Below are 15,369 nucleotides of genomic sequence, written 5' to 3'. Positions count from 1 at the left end.
CTCGCGCCCCTTCCCATTTCTGGAGCCCCCAATGAGCAGGATTGTCCGTATTCACGACTATGGCACCGCCGAGGTGCTGCGCATCGACGATATCGATGTTCCCGCCCCCGCCGCCGACGAGATCCAGATCCGGGTGAAGGCCATCGGCCTGAACCGCGCCGAGGTGATGTTCCGCAACGGTGCCTATCTGCAGGAAGCGCAGTTCCCCAGTCGACTGGGCTACGAAGCGGCTGGCGTGGTCGAAGCGGCGGGCAGCGCGGTGCGCGGGTTCAGCGCCGGCGATACGGTCAGCGTGGTGCCGCCGCTGGATATCGCACGCTGGGGCACCTACGGCGAACTGGCCAACGTGCCGGCACGGCTGGTCGTCAAGCATCCGCCTGCGCTGGGCTTCGAAGCGGCTTCCGCGGTCTGGATGCAGTACGTCACCGCCTGGGGCGCATTGCTGGAGCAGGCGCACCTGGCCGCCGGCGATTTCGTCATCATTACCGCCGCCAGCAGCAGCGTCGGCCTGGCCGCGATCCAGATCGCCAATGCGGTGGGCGCAACGCCGATCGCCGTCACCCGCGGGGCAGGCAAGCGCCAGGCGCTGCTGGATGCCGGGGCCGCCCATGTCATTGCCACCGAGGCGCAGGACCTGGCAGCGGAAGTAGCGCGCATCACCGACGGCGCGGGCGCGCGCGTGGTGTTCGACCCCATCGGCGGTCCGCAGTTCGTGCCACTGACCGAGGCGATGGCCCGTGGCGGCATCCTGCTGGAGTACGGTGCACTCAGCAGCGATCCCACCCCATTCCCGTTGTTCAACGTGCTGGGCAAGTCGCTGACGCTGAAGGGCTATCTCTACTCGGAAATCGTTGCGGACGACGCTGCGCTGGAACGCGCCAAGGCGTTCATCGTAGAGGGCCTGGGCAAGGGCGCGCTGGTGCCGAAGATCGCCAAGGTGTTCCCGTTCGAGCAGATCCAGGACGCCCACCGCTATCTTGAATCGAATGAGCAGATCGGCAAGGTGGTGGTGACGCTGTAACCCGCGCCGGCGACGGACCCCGCCGGTCCGTCGCTGCTGCCGGCCGAGCGCTTGCTTCTCGCGACCACCTGACACCCGCGCTGCGCGGTAGAGTCGACCGTTGGTCGACTGGCTTTTCGCGACCACCTGACACCCGCGCTGCGCGCGATAGTCGACCAACGGTCGACTCTACCCCGCTTCGTTGTCATCCAGTGGCCAGCAGCACCATCCATGCGGATATTCGCCCAGCCGGGTTGCCAGTCCCGCGCGCACGGGATTGCCCAGGATGTAGCGCGCCTGTTTTCGCAGTGACTCCTCACTGCGGATCGCATGGTCGTAGTAGCCCGGGTGCCACAGGGCTCCCTCACACTTCAGCAGCCTGTTGATCAGAAAACTGCTGCGTCCCTTGAAGCGCTGCACGCAGTACCCGAGTGACTTTTCTCGTAGCTGGACGAGCCAGTGCAGGTGGTCGGGCATGACCACCCAAGCGAACGAGGTGGTCAGGCCTTGATGGTCCAATGCGTCCAGTACCTGCATTGCGATGTGGGCGTGGTCGGGATCTTCGAAGATGGGACGGCGATCCCTGCAGATCATCGTGATGGCGTACACATTGCCAACGACGGAGCGGCGGCCGACGAGGAGTTGTGGACTGGGCATGAGGTTGAACATGCCCGTCGTGGTTGTGTTCTGCCATCGGTGTGAGGCCAGTCAGCCCATAAGGAAATCACCCGGCGCCGGCTGGGTAGAGTCGACCGTTGGTCGACTATCGCGCGCAACGCAAGTGTCGGGTGATCGCGAAAAGCAGTCGACCAACGGTCGACTCTACCGCGCAACGCGGGTGTCGGGTGATCGTGGAAAGCAGTCGACCAACGGTCGACTCTACCGCGCAGCGCGAGTGTCGGGTGATCGCGAAAAGCAGTCGACCAACGGTCGACTCTACCCGGTCATTCCGGCAGCGCGTAGGCCATCACGTAATCGCCCTTCGGGGTTTCCATGAAGTGGTGCCCTGCCGCGACGATCACCACATACTGGCGGCCGTTCTGCGCGTACATCATCGGATTGGCCTGGCCGCCAGCCGGCAGCTTGGCGTGCCACAGTTCCTTGCCGGTCTTCAGGTCGATGGCGCGCAGCAGATCATCGGTGGCGGCGGCGATGAAGATCAGTCCGCTGGCGGTCACCACGGCGCCACCATTGTTGGGCGTGCCGATCTCGATCGGCAGGCCAGAACGGATGCCGAACGGGCCGTTGCCGCGCGCACTGCCAAACGGGCGGTCCCACAGCAGCTTGCCACTGCGCAGGTCGATCGCGCGGATGCCGCCGTAAGGCGGCTGCTTGCACAGCAGGCCAGTGAACGGCAGCCGCCAACCGGCATTGACGTCGATCGCGTACGGCGTGCCTACCTGCGGGTCGCCTGCCCCTTCGGCACCGCCCTTGTTGTCGGCACGGATCTGTTCGCGTGGCAGCCAGCCCTTGCGGTCGGCTTCGGCACGCGGCACCAGCCGGTTGTAGTTGGGCATGTCGTTGTAGTTGGCCACGATGATGCCGCGTCGCGTATCGATGGCCACGCTGCCCCAATCCGAGCCACCGTTGTAGCCGGGGTACTCGATGGAGTGGCGGTCGCTGGTGGGTGGCGTGTAGAAGCCTTCGTAGTAGGCCTTGCGGAACTGGATGCGGCACACCAGCTGGTCGATGGGGGTCAGCCCCCACATGTCACGCTCGGTAAGGTCATGGTCGCGGCGCAGCGTGTGGTACAGCGAGAACAGCTGGGTGGGCGAGCGCTGTTCGGGCTCCACCCCGCCCTGCGGCACCGGGTGCTCTTCGGCGGGCGTCAGCAGTTGGCCGTTGCGCCGGTCCAGGATGTACAGGTCGCCCTGCTTGGTGGGCAGCAGGATGGCCGGCACCTTGCCGGCCGCGGTCGGGTAATCGATCAGGCTGGCCTGCGATCCCAGGTCGTAATCCCAGACATCCTTGCGCACGACCTGGAAATGCCAGGCGGGCTTGCCGGTGGTCACGTCCAGGGCCACCAGCGAGGTGGCGTAACGGTTCTGGTTTTCGGTGCGCGAGCCGCTCCAGTAGTCACCCGCCGAATTGCCCATCGGCAGGTAGACCAGACCCAGCTGCTCATCGCCAGTGGCTGTGGTCCACATGTTGGGGGTGCCACGGGTGTAGGTCTGGTCGCGCGGCGGCAGACCGCTGCGCTGGGGCTGGTCCATGTCCCAGGCCCAGCGCAGCTTGCCGGTCATCGCGTCGTAGGCCTGGATGACCCCGGACGGCGCATCGCGGCGCTGGCCATCCAGCACCTGGTGGCCGGTGATGATCAGCCCCCGCACGATGGCCGGCGGCGAGGTGATGGATACATAGCCCGGCGGCACCTCGCCCATGCCCAGGGTGATGTCCACCTGGCCGTTGTTGCCGAAGGCGGCGCAAGGTCGTCCGGTATCGGCATCCACGGCAATCAGGCGGCCATCCAGCGTGCCTTCGATGATGCGGGCACTGCAGAACGGCCGGCTGCCGTCTGCGGCTGCGCGGTGCATCGGGGTGGGCGGCGGCGCTGGCAGGGCCAGATCGGCGGCCACATCGGCCAGCACGGCATCGGCCACCGTCGGCGCACTGGGCTGCACGTAATAGGCCACGCCACGGCAGGCCGCGGTATAGGGAATGGAGGCGTCGCGCACCTTGGGATCGAAGCGCCAGACTTCAGTGCCGCTGGCCGCGTCCAGCGCGATCAACTGGTTGCGCGCACTGCACAGGTACAGCCGGTTGCCGATCTTCAGCGGCGTGGTCTCGGCACCCCAGCGCTTTCGGGGCACATCACCGGTGCGGAACTGCCAGGCCAGCTGCAGCGTGCCCACGTTCTTCGGGGTGATCTGCTGCAGCGGCGAAAAACGCGTGGCCGCGTTGCTGCGGCCCCATGCCGCCCAGTCCTCTTCGGCAGGTTGGTCGGACGGCTGCAGCCCGGTGGTGTCGCGCGTGGGGTCCAGGCCAGCACTGACTGCGGCCTCGGGGTACGGCTGGCGGCCATCCACTTGACCATGCGGGGCAAAGGCCAGCGCGAAGGCGGCCACGAAGACCAGGATCAGCACACATCCAACGCTGCGCGACAGCCGCTTGGGCACCGGCGTGCGCAGGGTGGGCGCCACGAACGCCAGCACGATGCCCAGCGCGGTCACCATGCCCAGCCGCGGCACCCAGCGCCAGTAATCGCTGCCCGATTCCCACCAGGTCCACAGCAGGGTGCCGACGAACAGCGCCGCGTAGAACAGTGCGCCGCTGCGGCGATTGCCCCACAGCAGGATGCCGCTGGCCAGCAGGCCGGCACCGGCGATGGCGTAGTACCAGGAGCCGCCCAGGCTACCCAGCCACGCGCCCAGGCCACCGATGACCAGCCCCAGCACGACCAGCAGCAGGGCCAGCACGGTTACCAATGGGTGGCGGGACACAGCGGGTGCGGCGGACTGCGGCGTGGCGGACATCGTCGATCTCCGGGGGCAGCATGGCCTGTTATCCCACCGTCGCTGTGAAGTGCGCGTGCGGTGAGCGCCAGATACAACAACGCCGGCACGAGGCCGGCGTTGTTGAGGTGACGTCGCGAGGCGGGCTTACGCCTGCGGCGCGTCCTCGCTCGGTGCGGGGGCTTCGGCCGGGGCGGCAGCAGCCACCTCGTCCTCGTCCTCGTCGATCGAGGCGTCCATGCGCTCCACGGCCTGCAGCTTCTCATCCTTGGACAGGCGGATGAGGGTCACGCCCTGGGTGTTGCGGCCCACGCGGCTGATTTCCGAGCCGCGGGTACGCACCAGGGTGCCGCCGTCGGAGATCAGCAGGACTTCGTCGCCCGACCCCATCAGCACCGCGGCGACCAGCTTGCCGTTGCGCTCGGTGGTCTGGATGCCGATCACGCCCTGCGTGCCACGGCCCTTGCGCGGGTAGTCCGGCAGCGGGGTGCGCTTGCCGTAGCCGTTTTCGGTGGCAGTCAGGATGTACTGCACGCTGGCGTCGTCGGCGCCGTCGATCACCGCATCGCCATTGGCGGCGGTTTCCTCGACACCGTTGTCGTCCTCGTTCTCGTCCTCGATGCCACCGGCACTTTCGGCCACGATCAGGCTGACCACTTCCTCGCCGGCCGGCATCTTGATGCCGCGCACGCCGGTAGCGGTACGGCCCATCGAACGGACCTTGTCTTCGCCGAAGCGCACGGTCTTGCCGTTGGAGGCGAACAGCAGGATGTCACGCTCGCCATCGGTCAGGCCGACGCCGACCAGGGCATCGCCTTCGTCCAGGTTGATGGCGATCTTGCCGCGGGCCAGACGGAAGGCGAACTCGCTCAGCGGGGTCTTCTTCACCGTGCCGTTTCTGGTGGCGAAGAACACGAACTGGCCATCGGCGTACTCACGCACCGGCAGCACGGCCTGCACGCGTTCACCCGGTTCCAGCGGAATCCAGTTGATGATCGGACGGCCGCGGGCGTTCGAACCGGCTTCGGGCAGCTGGTAGACCGGCAGCCAGAACACCTTGCCCGAGCTGGTGAAGGTCAGCAGCGTGTCGTGCGTATTGACCAGCCACAGCTGTTCGATGAAATCCTCTTCCTTGGTCGCCGCCGCACTGCGGCCACGGCCACCGCGGCGCTGCGCGCGGTAGACGCTGACCGGCTGGCGCTTCACGTAACCGGCGTGGGACACGGTCACCACCACGTCTTCCGGCGCGATCAGGTCCAGGATGTCCAGGTCTTCTTCGCTGTGGCGGATTTCGGTACGACGCTCGTCGCCGAACTCGGCCTTCACGTTGATCAGCTCTTCGCGGATCACCTGCAGCAGGCGGTCGGGATCTTCCAGGATGTGGATCAGCCCGGCGATCACTTCCAGCAGCTGCTTGTATTCCTCGGTCAGGCGGTCCTGCTCCAGCCCGGTCAGGCGGTGCAGGCGCATTTCCAGGATCTGCGTGGCCTGGATCTCGGTCAGCTGGTAGCCGCCCTCGATCAGGCCCACGCCCTTGGGCAGGTCTTCCGGACGCGAGGCTTCAGCGCCGGCAGCGCCCAGCATCGAACCGACCAGGCCGGGCTCCCACAGGCGGGCGAGCATGCGTTCGCGCGCTTCGTTGGGGTTCGGCGAGGTCTTGATCAGTTCGATCATCTCGTCGATGTTGGCCAGCGCAACGGTCAGGCCTTCCAGCACGTGGGCACGGGCGCGCGCCTTGCGCAGCTCGAACACAGTGCGGCGGGTGACCACTTCGCGACGGTGGCGGACGAACGCCTCCAGCATCTGCTTGAGGTTCATCAACTGCGGGCGGCCATCGACCAGCGCCACCATGTTGATGCCGAAAACCGATTCCATCTGCGTCTGCTGGTACAGGTTGTTCAGCACAACCTCGGCAGATTCACCGCGCTTGATCTCGATGTAGATGCGCATGCCGTCCTTGTCGGACTCATCGCGCAGCTCGCTGATGCCTTCGATCTTCTTTTCCTTGACCAGCTCGGCGATCTTTTCGATCAGACGCGCCTTGTTCACCTGGTAAGGAATTTCAGTGACGATGATCGATTCGCGGCCATTGTCGGCCACTTCGATATCGGCCTTGGCACGGATGCGCACGCGGCCACGGCCGGTGCGGTAGCCGGCGACGATGCCGGCGGTGCCGTTGATGATGCCTGCGGTCGGGAAATCCGGGCCCGGGATGTACTCCATCAGGCCGTCGACATCGATTTCCGGGTTATCGATCAGCGCGATGCAGGCGTTGATCGATTCGCTCAGGTTGTGCGGCGGGATGTTGGTGGCCATGCCCACCGCGATACCGGCCGAACCATTGACCAGCAGGTTCGGGAACCGGGTCGGCATGACCGTCGGCTCCAGTTCCTTTTCGTCGTAGTTGGGCTGGAAATCGACGGTTTCCTTGTCGATGTCCGCCATCAGCTCGTGGGCGAGGCGGGACATGCGGGCTTCGGTGTAACGCATCGCCGCGGCGGAGTCGCCGTCGATCGAACCGAAGTTACCCTGGCCATCGACCAGCATGTAGCGCAGCGAGAACGGCTGTGCCAGGCGCACCAGCGTGTCGTAGACCGACTGATCGCCGTGCGGGTGGTACTTACCGATCACGTCACCGACGATACGCGCCGACTTGAAGTAAGGCTTGTTGCTGTGCGCGTTCAGTTCGTTCATCGCGAACAGCACACGGCGATGCACGGGCTTGAGGCCATCGCGCGCATCGGGCAGCGCACGCCCCACGATCACGCTCATGGCGTAATCGAGGTAGCTCTTGCGCATCTCGTCTTCCAGGTTGACCTGGATGATTTCCTTGGCGGTTTCTGCCATTCGGGTTCCGTTGTCTGGTAGCGGTCCAGTCCGGCGCAGCCCACTTCAGGAGGGGTCGTGCCGGAACCTCGATTCAACCTGCCGATACTACCACAACGGGCCGTTTTCCGCCCGTGTTTACGGGGGTTTTACCGGCACAAATCAGGAACTTAGGGGTAGCCGGGCGACGGAACGGCGATCCATCCACGCATGGCGTGGATCTACCGGCCGGGTCCGCCTGGTAGATCCACGCCATGCGTGGATGGGGCAACCGGGGTCAACCGCCGAAGGCGGCCCGCATGTTTTCCACGGTCGGGTTCAGGATGACCCCGCGCTCGGTCACGATGGCGTCGATCAGCTCGCCTGGGGTCACGTCGAACACCGGGTTCCAGGCGGCGATGCCCTCGGCCACGGTGCGGGTACCGCCTACGCCGTACAGCTCGCCCGGGTCGCGCTGCTCGATCTCGATCTGGCTGCCGTCCACGGTATCCATGTCCACCGTGGAAGAGGGTGCCACCACCATGAACTTCACCCCGTGGTGGCGGGCGGCGATGGCCAGCTGGTAGGTGCCGATCTTGTTGGCGGTATCGCCGTTGGCGCAGATGCGGTCGGCGCCGACGATCACCCACTGCACCGCACCGGTCTTCATCAGGTGCGAGGCGGCCGAATCGGCGATCAGGGTGGCGTCGATGCCGTCCTGCTGCAGTTCCCACACGGTCAGGCGGGCGCCCTGCAGCCACGGCCGGGTTTCGCCGGCAAACACCCGGGCGATGCGCTGCTGGGCCATGCCGGCGCGGATCACGCCCAGGGCGGTGCCGAAACCGGCCGTGGCCAGCGAACCGGTGTTGCAGTGGGTCAGTACGCCGCTGCCGGCCTCGATCAGGCCCGCGCCCAGCGCGCCCATGTGGCGGTTGGCGGCCAGGTCTTCTTCGGCAATGGCCTGCGCCTCGGCTTCCAGCACGGCCTTCCAGTCGGCGCCGGCGGCGGACAGCGCGCGGCGCATGCGCGCCAGCGCCCAGGCCAGATTCACTGCGGTCGGGCGCGAGGCATTCAGGCGCTGCAGCGCCGGTTCCAGCTGCTGCAGCGCATGTGCGCCGTCAGCGGCCTGCACATCGCGCGCGGCCAGCACCACGCCCCAGGCCGCGGCGATGCCGATGGCCGGCGCGCCACGTACGGTCAACGCATGGATGGCGGCAGCGACTTCGTCGCTGTCATGGCAGGCAACGTGTTCCACCACGAAGGGCAGCTTGCGCTGGTCCAGCAGCTGCAGCGCGTCGCCGGTCCACAGGATCGGGCGGATGTGGTCGTAACGGGCGTAATCGAGATCGGTGGCAGTGTTCATGGGCCCATTGTAGGGCCAGCCCCTGCCCCGTGGCCCTGCCGGGCGGTCAATTCACCGAGAATTCGGCCCGGCAGCCGCCATCCACCCAGACCCCGTTGCGGTTCCAGCCCCAGGTCTGCCCTTCCACGCAGGCGGTTCCGGAAATCTGCCGCGACACCACGGCGCCGGCGCTGATGCTGGCCCCGCAGAAGCGACGCCGCTTGGATTTGGATTCGCAGGTCAGCCGGCGCGGCATATCGACGAAGCGGCCCTGTTCGTCGGCCACCTCGAAATCGCCCTGGCAGCCACGGCTGGTCCAGATTTCATTGCGCTTGTAGCCCCAGCCCTGCCCTTCTCGGCATGGCAGCACCGACAGCTGGCGCAGCAGCCGCACCGGCGCGCCGTCCAGCCGCACGGGGCAGCTCTGCGGCCGACCACTGGATTCGCAGCGCACCACGCGGCGCACCAGGCGCTTGCCGGTCTCGGAGCTGGCCGTCGTGGCTGCGGTACCTGCGGCCGCACGTGCACGGAACTCGGCGCGGCAGCCCAGGGTGACCCATACGCCGCTGCGGTCGGTGCCCCATTCGCTGCCGCGGATGCAGCTGTTGCTGGACAACTGCCGTACCAGGTCGACGCCATTGCTGACGTCCAGGTCGCAGTGCACCCAGCCCATGTCGCGCGATTCGCAGGTGATGACCTGGCCGTCATAACCGGTCTGCGCCGACGCCGGCAACGGCATGACCGCGCCCCATATCGCCATGGAGTACACCGGTGCCGCTACGACCGCCAACCACTTGACCAAAGCTTTCCCCAACCGAGTCGATAACCACGCTGCCAGTGTCTGGCATCAGGCGTGATAAGAGCATCATCGCCGTTGCTGAATCAAGCGTGGAATGTGCTCGATCCGTTCAGGCCCTGCAGCGGCGGCGCGAAGAACGCGCGCACGCCACGCTCATGCATGGGCGAAGTCGAAGGCCAGCACATCGGCAATGCGCGGCGTGCCGTTCATCGCCATCAGCAGGCGGTCCACGCCTACCGCCACGCCCGCGCAGTCGGGCAGGCCCGGCAGTGCGTCCAGCAGCGCCTCATCCAGCGCCGGCTGCACCTGCCCACGCGCGTGGCGGCGCTGCAGATCGCTGTTGAAGCGCGCACGCTGTTCATGGGCATCGTTCAGTTCGTGGTAGCCGTTGGCCAGCTCCACCGTGCCCAGGTACAGCTCGAAGCGTTCGGCCAGCGGCGGGCTGCCGGCGCGGATGCGGGCCAGCGCCGCCTGGCTGGCAGGCCAGTCATGCACCACCGTCATCACCGCGTCATCGAAGTGCGGTTGGATGCGATGGGTCATCAGCAGGTCCAGCCAGTCATCGCGGGTCAGCCCGACCGGGTCGATGTGCACCTCGCCCAGCGTCGCGCGCAGTGCTGCCTCGTCGGCAGCGAAGGGATCCACCCCGGCATGCTGCTGGAACAGCTCGCGATAGCTGAGCACGCGCAGGCTGGCGGTGCGCCCCACCAGGGCCAGCGCCTGGCGTACCAGCTCGGCGGTTTCGTGCATCAAGCGGTGGTGGTCCCAGCCGACCCGGTACCATTCCAGCATGGTGAATTCGGGGTTGTGGCGGCCGCCCGCTTCGCCGTTACGGAACACCCGGCCCAGCTCGTAGCAGTCGCCCACGCCGGCCGCCAGCAGACGCTTGAGCGGAAACTCGGGCGAGGTGCGCAGCCAGCGACGGCGGCCACCGGCATCGACGTGGCCACTGAAATCGGTATGGAAGCTGTCGATGTTAGGTTCGGTATTGCCGGCCACCGACAGGATTGGCGTTTCCACTTCCATCACATCGCGTTCGGCGAAGAAGCGGCGCAGCAGCGCATTCAACGCCGCGCGCTGCTGCAGCGTGCGCATCAGCTGCGGATTCACAGGATGCCCTCGGCGCGCGGATGGTCCAGCGGCAGGGTCAGCAGGCTGCGGGTGTCATCGATATAGCCGCTGGCCAGGTACAGGCGGCGTGCAAGTTCATTGTGGTGGTTCACTTCCAGCCGCAGGCGGGTGACGCCGCGGCCGCGTGCGCGCTGTTCGCAGATGGCCAGCGCCTGCTTGCCGCGACCACGACCACGTGCGCGATGGCTCAGGTAGAGCTCGTCCAGCAGCACGAAATGGCCGCCCTGTTCCAGGCTGAAGCCCATCGCCAACACTGCATGGCCGACCACCTCGCCGGCTTCGTCCAGCCACAGCAGCACCTCGCCATTGCGCGGGTCGGCCAGCAGCGCATCGACCCCGCGGCGAACGCGGGCATCATCGAATTCGATCTTGTCTTCGGCGTAGAAGTCGCGCATCAAGGCAATCAATGCCTCTTCATCGGCACGGGTGGCCAGGCGGAAATCCAGCGGGGCGATCTGCATCGGTAGTCCTCTCTTGCTTCAGGCCGGGCGCGCGCGGCGCCCGGCGGGTTCATCACTCGTGTTCGGCCAGATAGGCCAGCAGGCGATCTTCGTCCCACACCGGCACACCCAGCGATTGCGCCTTGTCCAGCTTGGAACCTGCTTCGGTGCCTGCCACCAGGAAGCTGGTCTTCTTCGAGACGCTGCCCGACACCTTGGCGCCCAGCGCTTCCAGGCGCTCCTTGGCCACATCGCGGGTGAGCTGGGCCAGGGTGCCGGTCAGCACCACGGTCTGCCCGTCCAGCGGCCCGGCCACCACCTCGGCCAGGGCCGGCGCGTGGGCCAGGATGTGCAGCATGGCGCGCTCGGCGGCCAGCAGCATTGCCCCCTGCCCATCGCTGTCCAGCCACAGTGCCAGCCCGCGCGCGGTGTCATCGGGCAGGCCGGCGTTGACGAACTGGCCGTGCTCGGCATCCAGCACCGCCTGCGCGGACGGCAACGCTGCCACCAGCTTTTCAGCGCGCAGGCGGGTGATGCCGGGAATCTCGGCCTCCACCAGCAGCTGGGCCAGATCCAGCCCCTCGCGGAGCTTGGCGCTGGGCGGATGGGCGTCGGCAATGCGCACCTGCCCCACCTGGAGCAGGTCGTCGATGGCCTGCTGGTTGCCGGGCTGCTCGAAGAAATGCCCCAGCGAACGTGCGACTTCACCGCCGATGTCCGGCACGCGCTTGAACAGCGGCCACGGCAGGTGGCGGATCAATTCCAGGTCACCGAACCACTGCGCCAGTGCCTTGGCCGTGCTTTCGCCAACGTGCTCGATACCCAACGCGAACAACAGGCGTTCCAGCGTGGCATCGCGGCTGGCATCGATGGCCGCGATCAGGTTGTCGGCCCACTTGGTGGCGATCTTCTTCGTGTTCCATTCGAAGCTGGCCGGCTGCACCAGCGCCTGCGCGCGCCAGCCCGCATCGGCGGCGTCCAGCTTCAGCACGGCGGTGAGCACTGCGCCACTGCCCTCGGCGGGCAGGTGCAGCTTCAGTGCCGCGGCCAGGGCCGAGGGATCTTCGGCATCGAGCACCAGCTTCAGGTGCAGCAGCGTGTCGCGGCTGAGGCGGTACAGATCTGCCACGCTTTTCACGATGCCGGCATCCACCAGCGTTTCAATGTACTTGTCGCCCAAGCCGTCGATATCCATGGCGCGGCGCGATGCGAAGTGCGCAATGGCTTCCTTGCGCTGCGCCGGGCAGGACAGTTCACCCGAACAGCGCCATGCCGCTGCACCTTCTTCGCGCACGATTTCCGCACCGCACACCGGGCAGTGGGTGGGCATCTGCCAGGGCGTCGTGCCCGGCGGGCGACGGTCCAGGATGACGCTGACCACTTCGGGAATGACATCGCCGGCACGGCGCACGATCACGCTGTCGCCCACCCGCACGTCCAGCCGCGCGATCTGGTCGGCGTTGTGCAGGGTGGCGTTGGACACGATCACCCCGGCCACCGCCACCGGCGCCAGGCGCGCAACTGGCGTGGCCGCACCGGTACGGCCGATCTGGATCTCGATCGCCTCCACCGTGGTGCTCTGTTCCTGCGCCGGGAATTTGTGTGCGATGGCCCAGCGCGGTGCGCGCGAAACGAAGCCCATCGTCTGCTGGCCGGCACGGTCGTCCAGCTTGTAGACCACCCCATCGATATCGAACGGCAGGCCGTCACGGCGCTCGCCGATCATGCGGTAGTAGCCCAGCAGCCCTTCGCTGCCTTCCACCACCTGGCACAGCTCGCTGACCGGGAAACCCCAGGCGCCGAGCTGCGCCAGCGTTCCCGAATGGGTGTCCGGCAGCTCGCCGCCCTGCACTTCGCCCGTGCCGTAGGCAAAGAAGCTGAGCCGACGCTGGGCGCTGATTTTCGCGTCGAGCTGGCGCAATGATCCCGCCGCTGCGTTGCGCGGGTTGGCCAGCACCTTGCCGCCGTGCAGGCGCGCACGTTCGTTGTAGGCCTCGAAATCGGCGCGGGCCATGTACACCTCGCCGCGCACTTCCAGCACATCGGGCCAACCACTGCCCTGCAGGCGCTTGGGAATATCGGCGATCTGCCGCAGGTTGGCGGTCACGTCCTCGCCGGTGCTGCCATCGCCACGGGTCGCGCCCAGCACGAACTGGCCGTCTTCGTAGCGCAGGCTGATCGCCAGGCCGTCCATCTTCGGCTCGGCGGAAAAGCGCAGCGCGCCACGGCGCAGGCGCTCGTCGATACGCCGCACGAAGTCCGCCACTTCCTCATCGCTGAACGCATTGGACAGCGACAGCATCGGCACCGCGTGGGCGACTTCGGCGAAGCGACCGGACGGGCGCGCGCCCACCTGCTGGGTCGGACTGTCGGCGCGGGCCAGCTCGGGATGCTCGCGCTCCAGCGCCTCCAGCGCGCGGACCAGCCGGTCGTAGTCGGCATCGGGAATTTCCGGCTCATCCAGCTCGTGATAGGCACGGTTGGCCTGGGCGATCTGCCGGCGGAGATCCTCGGCGCGTTCGGCGGGGCTGGGGCTCATCGGAATCCGGTGGTTCTGGGATGGCCGGGAATTCTACCGCGCCCGACCGTCAGGCCCCGTATCGCCGTATTTGTAGTGTCGAGCCATGCTCGACTCTACCGACCGGTGGGCTTGCCGCCCTGCCCCACCAGCGCTAGCGTGCGGCAACCGCCCCTTGGAATCCCGCCCGTGACCCTGCCCACATCGCGCCGCCATTTCCTGCACCTGGCCGGCGTCGGCCTGGCTGTTGCCGGCACGGGTCTGCCCCGCGCTGCTGCAGCGCAACCGGCGCCCGTGGCAGCTGGCCCAGTGCTGTTGAACTTCAATGAGTGCCCCTACGGCCCTGCGCCCGCCGCCCAACAGGCCGCTCGCGACAGCATCGCCGGCAGTGGCCGCTATCAGTTTGCGCTGGCCGGGCAGGTGCGCGATGTCTTCGCCACCCAGAACGCCGTGCCGGCCGACCATGTGCGCCTGTACCCGGGTTCCAGCGAGCCTCTGAACCGCGCCGCCACGCTGTGGACCGGGCCGCAGTCTGCGCTGGTGGTGGCCGACCCCACCTTCGAGGCGCTGGGTGACCTGGCTGCTGCGCGCGGCGCGCAGGTAACAAAGGTGCCACTGCGCGAGGACGGTGCTCACGCCCTGCGGGCGATGGTGGCAGCAGCCCACGCGCGGCCCACGGGCCTGATCTACGTGTGCAACCCGAACAACCCGACCGGATCGATCAGTGCGCCGGCCGAACTGGCCTGGCTGCTGGCCAACAAGCCGGCGGCCACCCGCGTACTGGTGGACGAGGCCTACCTGCAGTACAGCGACCAGCCCAGCCTGATCGGCCAGGTTGCCCAGCGCGATGACCTGATCGTGCTGCGCACGTTTTCCAAGCTGTATGGCATGGCCGGCCTGCGCCTGGGCGTGGCCGCCGCCCATCCCGAGCGCCTGCGCGAACTGTCCAGCCCGGGCGAGAACCCCCTGCCGGTACCCGCCCTGGCCGCAGCGCTGGCCAGCCTGGGCGACGCGCAGCTGGTGTCGCAGCGGCGCCAGCAGAACGCGCAGGTACGCCAGGCCACCATCGCCTGGCTGGGCAGGCGCGGTTTCCGCTGCGTGCCGTCGGAAGCGAACTGCTTCGTGGTGGATGTGCAGCGCGACGGGAGTGCCTTTGCCAAGGCCATGGCGAACAACGGCGTGGTGATCGGCCGCAGCTGGCCGATCTGGCCGCAGCGCGTGCGGGTCACCGTGGGCACCGAAGCGGAGATGGCGGCGTTCCGCCGAGCATTTGCCGAGGTCACCGGCGTACCGGCATGACGCCGAGGGCGACCCATCTGTAGAGTCGAGCCATGCTCGACTGGGGCCTTTCCTACAAACCTGACCGCGTTCAAGCGATACCCAAGCAGCCTTGCCCAGCCAATGCTGAGGCATGCCCAGTCCACTTCTCCTGAAAGGCCGTTGGTCGCAGGTGCGGAATGTCCATGCGATCACGACGGTCATCCATCAACGCCGTCGCTACTTTGACGATCCAGAACGCGCCGCCGTCATCGTTGCGGGACTGCAATGGATCCAGCAGGAGGGCCGATGCCTCAATCTTGCCTGGGCGGTCATGCCCGACCACGTGCACTGGCTGATGCAACTGCGCTCAGGAACCCTTGCTGCGTCGGTGCAGATGATGAAGTCGCGCTGCAGCCGTCTGGTTGGGACCGACGGCCCTCTCTGGCAGCGTGGCTACTATGACCACGCAGTACGGTGCGACGAATCCTTGAAAAGCCAGGCGCTGTACATCGCCGCCAACCCCGTACACGCGGGCCTTTCGGCGCAGCTTGGCGATCATCCGGCTGCGTGGTGCCGTTGGTTTGATCGGTCGCCGTAATATTTTGAGTCGAGCATGGCTCGA

Annotated in this window: 11 protein-coding genes; 3 read left to right on the top strand and 8 right to left on the bottom strand. The window is 67.1% G+C overall.

What is annotated here, in order from left to right; all coding sequences use genetic code 11:
• Window positions 1–31: 31 nt before the first annotated feature.
• On the top strand, window positions 32–1,021 hold the full coding sequence (locus IAE58_RS07790) for a zinc-dependent alcohol dehydrogenase family protein (protein WP_199932493.1): 990 nt from the start codon (window positions 32–34) through the stop codon (window positions 1,019–1,021).
• Between the two features lie 168 nt (window positions 1,022–1,189).
• On the opposite strand, the gene IAE58_RS07785 is transcribed toward IAE58_RS07790, so the two are convergent.
• The 8 genes from IAE58_RS07785 to ligA form a co-directional block, all read right to left on the bottom strand.
• Entirely contained in the window at window positions 1,190–1,669 is a 480-nt protein-coding gene (locus tag IAE58_RS07785) for a transposase (protein WP_233614556.1), read from the bottom strand.
• Between the two features lie 275 nt (window positions 1,670–1,944).
• The gene (locus IAE58_RS07780) at window positions 1,945–4,473 is read right to left on the bottom strand and encodes a membrane-bound PQQ-dependent dehydrogenase, glucose/quinate/shikimate family (protein ID WP_199932492.1); all 2,529 of its coding nucleotides are present in this window, start codon (window positions 4,471–4,473) and stop codon (window positions 1,945–1,947) included.
• Between the two features lie 126 nt (window positions 4,474–4,599).
• Window positions 4,600–7,299 carry a DNA gyrase subunit A gene (gyrA, locus tag IAE58_RS07775; RefSeq protein WP_108753520.1) on the bottom strand — a complete coding sequence of 900 codons (2,700 nt, stop codon included), beginning with the start codon at window positions 7,297–7,299 and terminating at the stop codon, window positions 4,600–4,602.
• Between the two features lie 256 nt (window positions 7,300–7,555).
• Window positions 7,556–8,620, bottom strand: coding sequence for an S-methyl-5-thioribose-1-phosphate isomerase (gene mtnA, locus IAE58_RS07770; RefSeq protein ID WP_108756578.1), 1,065 nt, complete (start codon window positions 8,618–8,620; stop codon window positions 7,556–7,558).
• A gap of 46 nt (window positions 8,621–8,666) precedes the next feature.
• Window positions 8,667–9,401: a DUF3011 domain-containing protein gene (locus tag IAE58_RS07765; protein ID WP_233614555.1), complete on the bottom strand. Its 735-nt coding sequence runs from the start codon at window positions 9,399–9,401 to the stop codon at window positions 8,667–8,669.
• 150 nt (window positions 9,402–9,551) lie between these two features.
• Complete coding sequence (gene epmA, locus IAE58_RS07760; RefSeq protein WP_199932490.1) at window positions 9,552–10,508, bottom strand: EF-P lysine aminoacylase EpmA; 957 nt, start codon at window positions 10,506–10,508, stop codon at window positions 9,552–9,554.
• Window positions 10,505–10,990: a GNAT family N-acetyltransferase gene (locus IAE58_RS07755; protein ID WP_108753524.1), complete on the bottom strand. Its 486-nt coding sequence runs from the start codon at window positions 10,988–10,990 to the stop codon at window positions 10,505–10,507. The genes epmA and IAE58_RS07755 overlap by 4 nt, the downstream gene beginning before the upstream one ends.
• A 52-nt stretch (window positions 10,991–11,042) precedes the next feature.
• A complete protein-coding gene (gene ligA, locus IAE58_RS07750) occupies window positions 11,043–13,514 on the bottom strand; it encodes an NAD-dependent DNA ligase LigA (RefSeq protein ID WP_199932508.1) in 2,472 nt (823 codons plus the stop codon).
• A 162-nt stretch (window positions 13,515–13,676) separates the two neighbouring features.
• Here ligA and IAE58_RS07745 point away from each other — a divergent pair, with 162 nt between their 5' ends.
• Both IAE58_RS07745 and IAE58_RS07740 read left to right on the top strand, forming a co-directional pair.
• The gene (locus IAE58_RS07745; RefSeq protein ID WP_199932489.1) at window positions 13,677–14,786 is read left to right on the top strand and encodes a pyridoxal phosphate-dependent aminotransferase; all 1,110 of its coding nucleotides are present in this window, start codon (window positions 13,677–13,679) and stop codon (window positions 14,784–14,786) included.
• A gap of 112 nt (window positions 14,787–14,898) precedes the next feature.
• Window positions 14,899–15,345, top strand: coding sequence for a transposase (locus tag IAE58_RS07740; protein ID WP_199932488.1), 447 nt, complete (start codon window positions 14,899–14,901; stop codon window positions 15,343–15,345).
• Window positions 15,346–15,369 lie beyond the last annotated feature (24 nt).

The sequence above is a fragment of the Stenotrophomonas sp. S49 genome, from assembly GCF_016624905.1.
Classification (GTDB): Bacteria; Pseudomonadota; Gammaproteobacteria; order Xanthomonadales; family Xanthomonadaceae; genus Stenotrophomonas.
The sequence above is the reverse complement of the archived record's forward strand: the minus strand, read 5'-3'. Positions and strand labels throughout refer to the sequence as shown.

Coding starts and splice junctions, on each gene's coding strand:
- IAE58_RS07790 (WP_199932493.1), top strand. CDS start 32: ATGAGCAGGATTGTCCGTATTCACGACTATGGCACCGCCGAGGTGCTG.
- IAE58_RS07785 (WP_233614556.1), bottom strand. CDS start 1,669: ATGTTCAACCTCATGCCCAGTCCACAACTCCTCGTCGGCCGCCGCTCC.
- IAE58_RS07780 (WP_199932492.1), bottom strand. CDS start 4,473: ATGTCCGCCACGCCGCAGTCCGCCGCACCCGCTGTGTCCCGCCACCCA.
- gyrA (WP_108753520.1), bottom strand. CDS start 7,299: ATGGCAGAAACCGCCAAGGAAATCATCCAGGTCAACCTGGAAGACGAG.
- mtnA (WP_108756578.1), bottom strand. CDS start 8,620: ATGAACACTGCCACCGATCTCGATTACGCCCGTTACGACCACATCCGC.
- IAE58_RS07755 (WP_108753524.1), bottom strand. CDS start 10,990: ATGCAGATCGCCCCGCTGGATTTCCGCCTGGCCACCCGTGCCGATGAA.
- IAE58_RS07740 (WP_199932488.1), top strand. CDS start 14,899: ATGCCCAGTCCACTTCTCCTGAAAGGCCGTTGGTCGCAGGTGCGGAAT.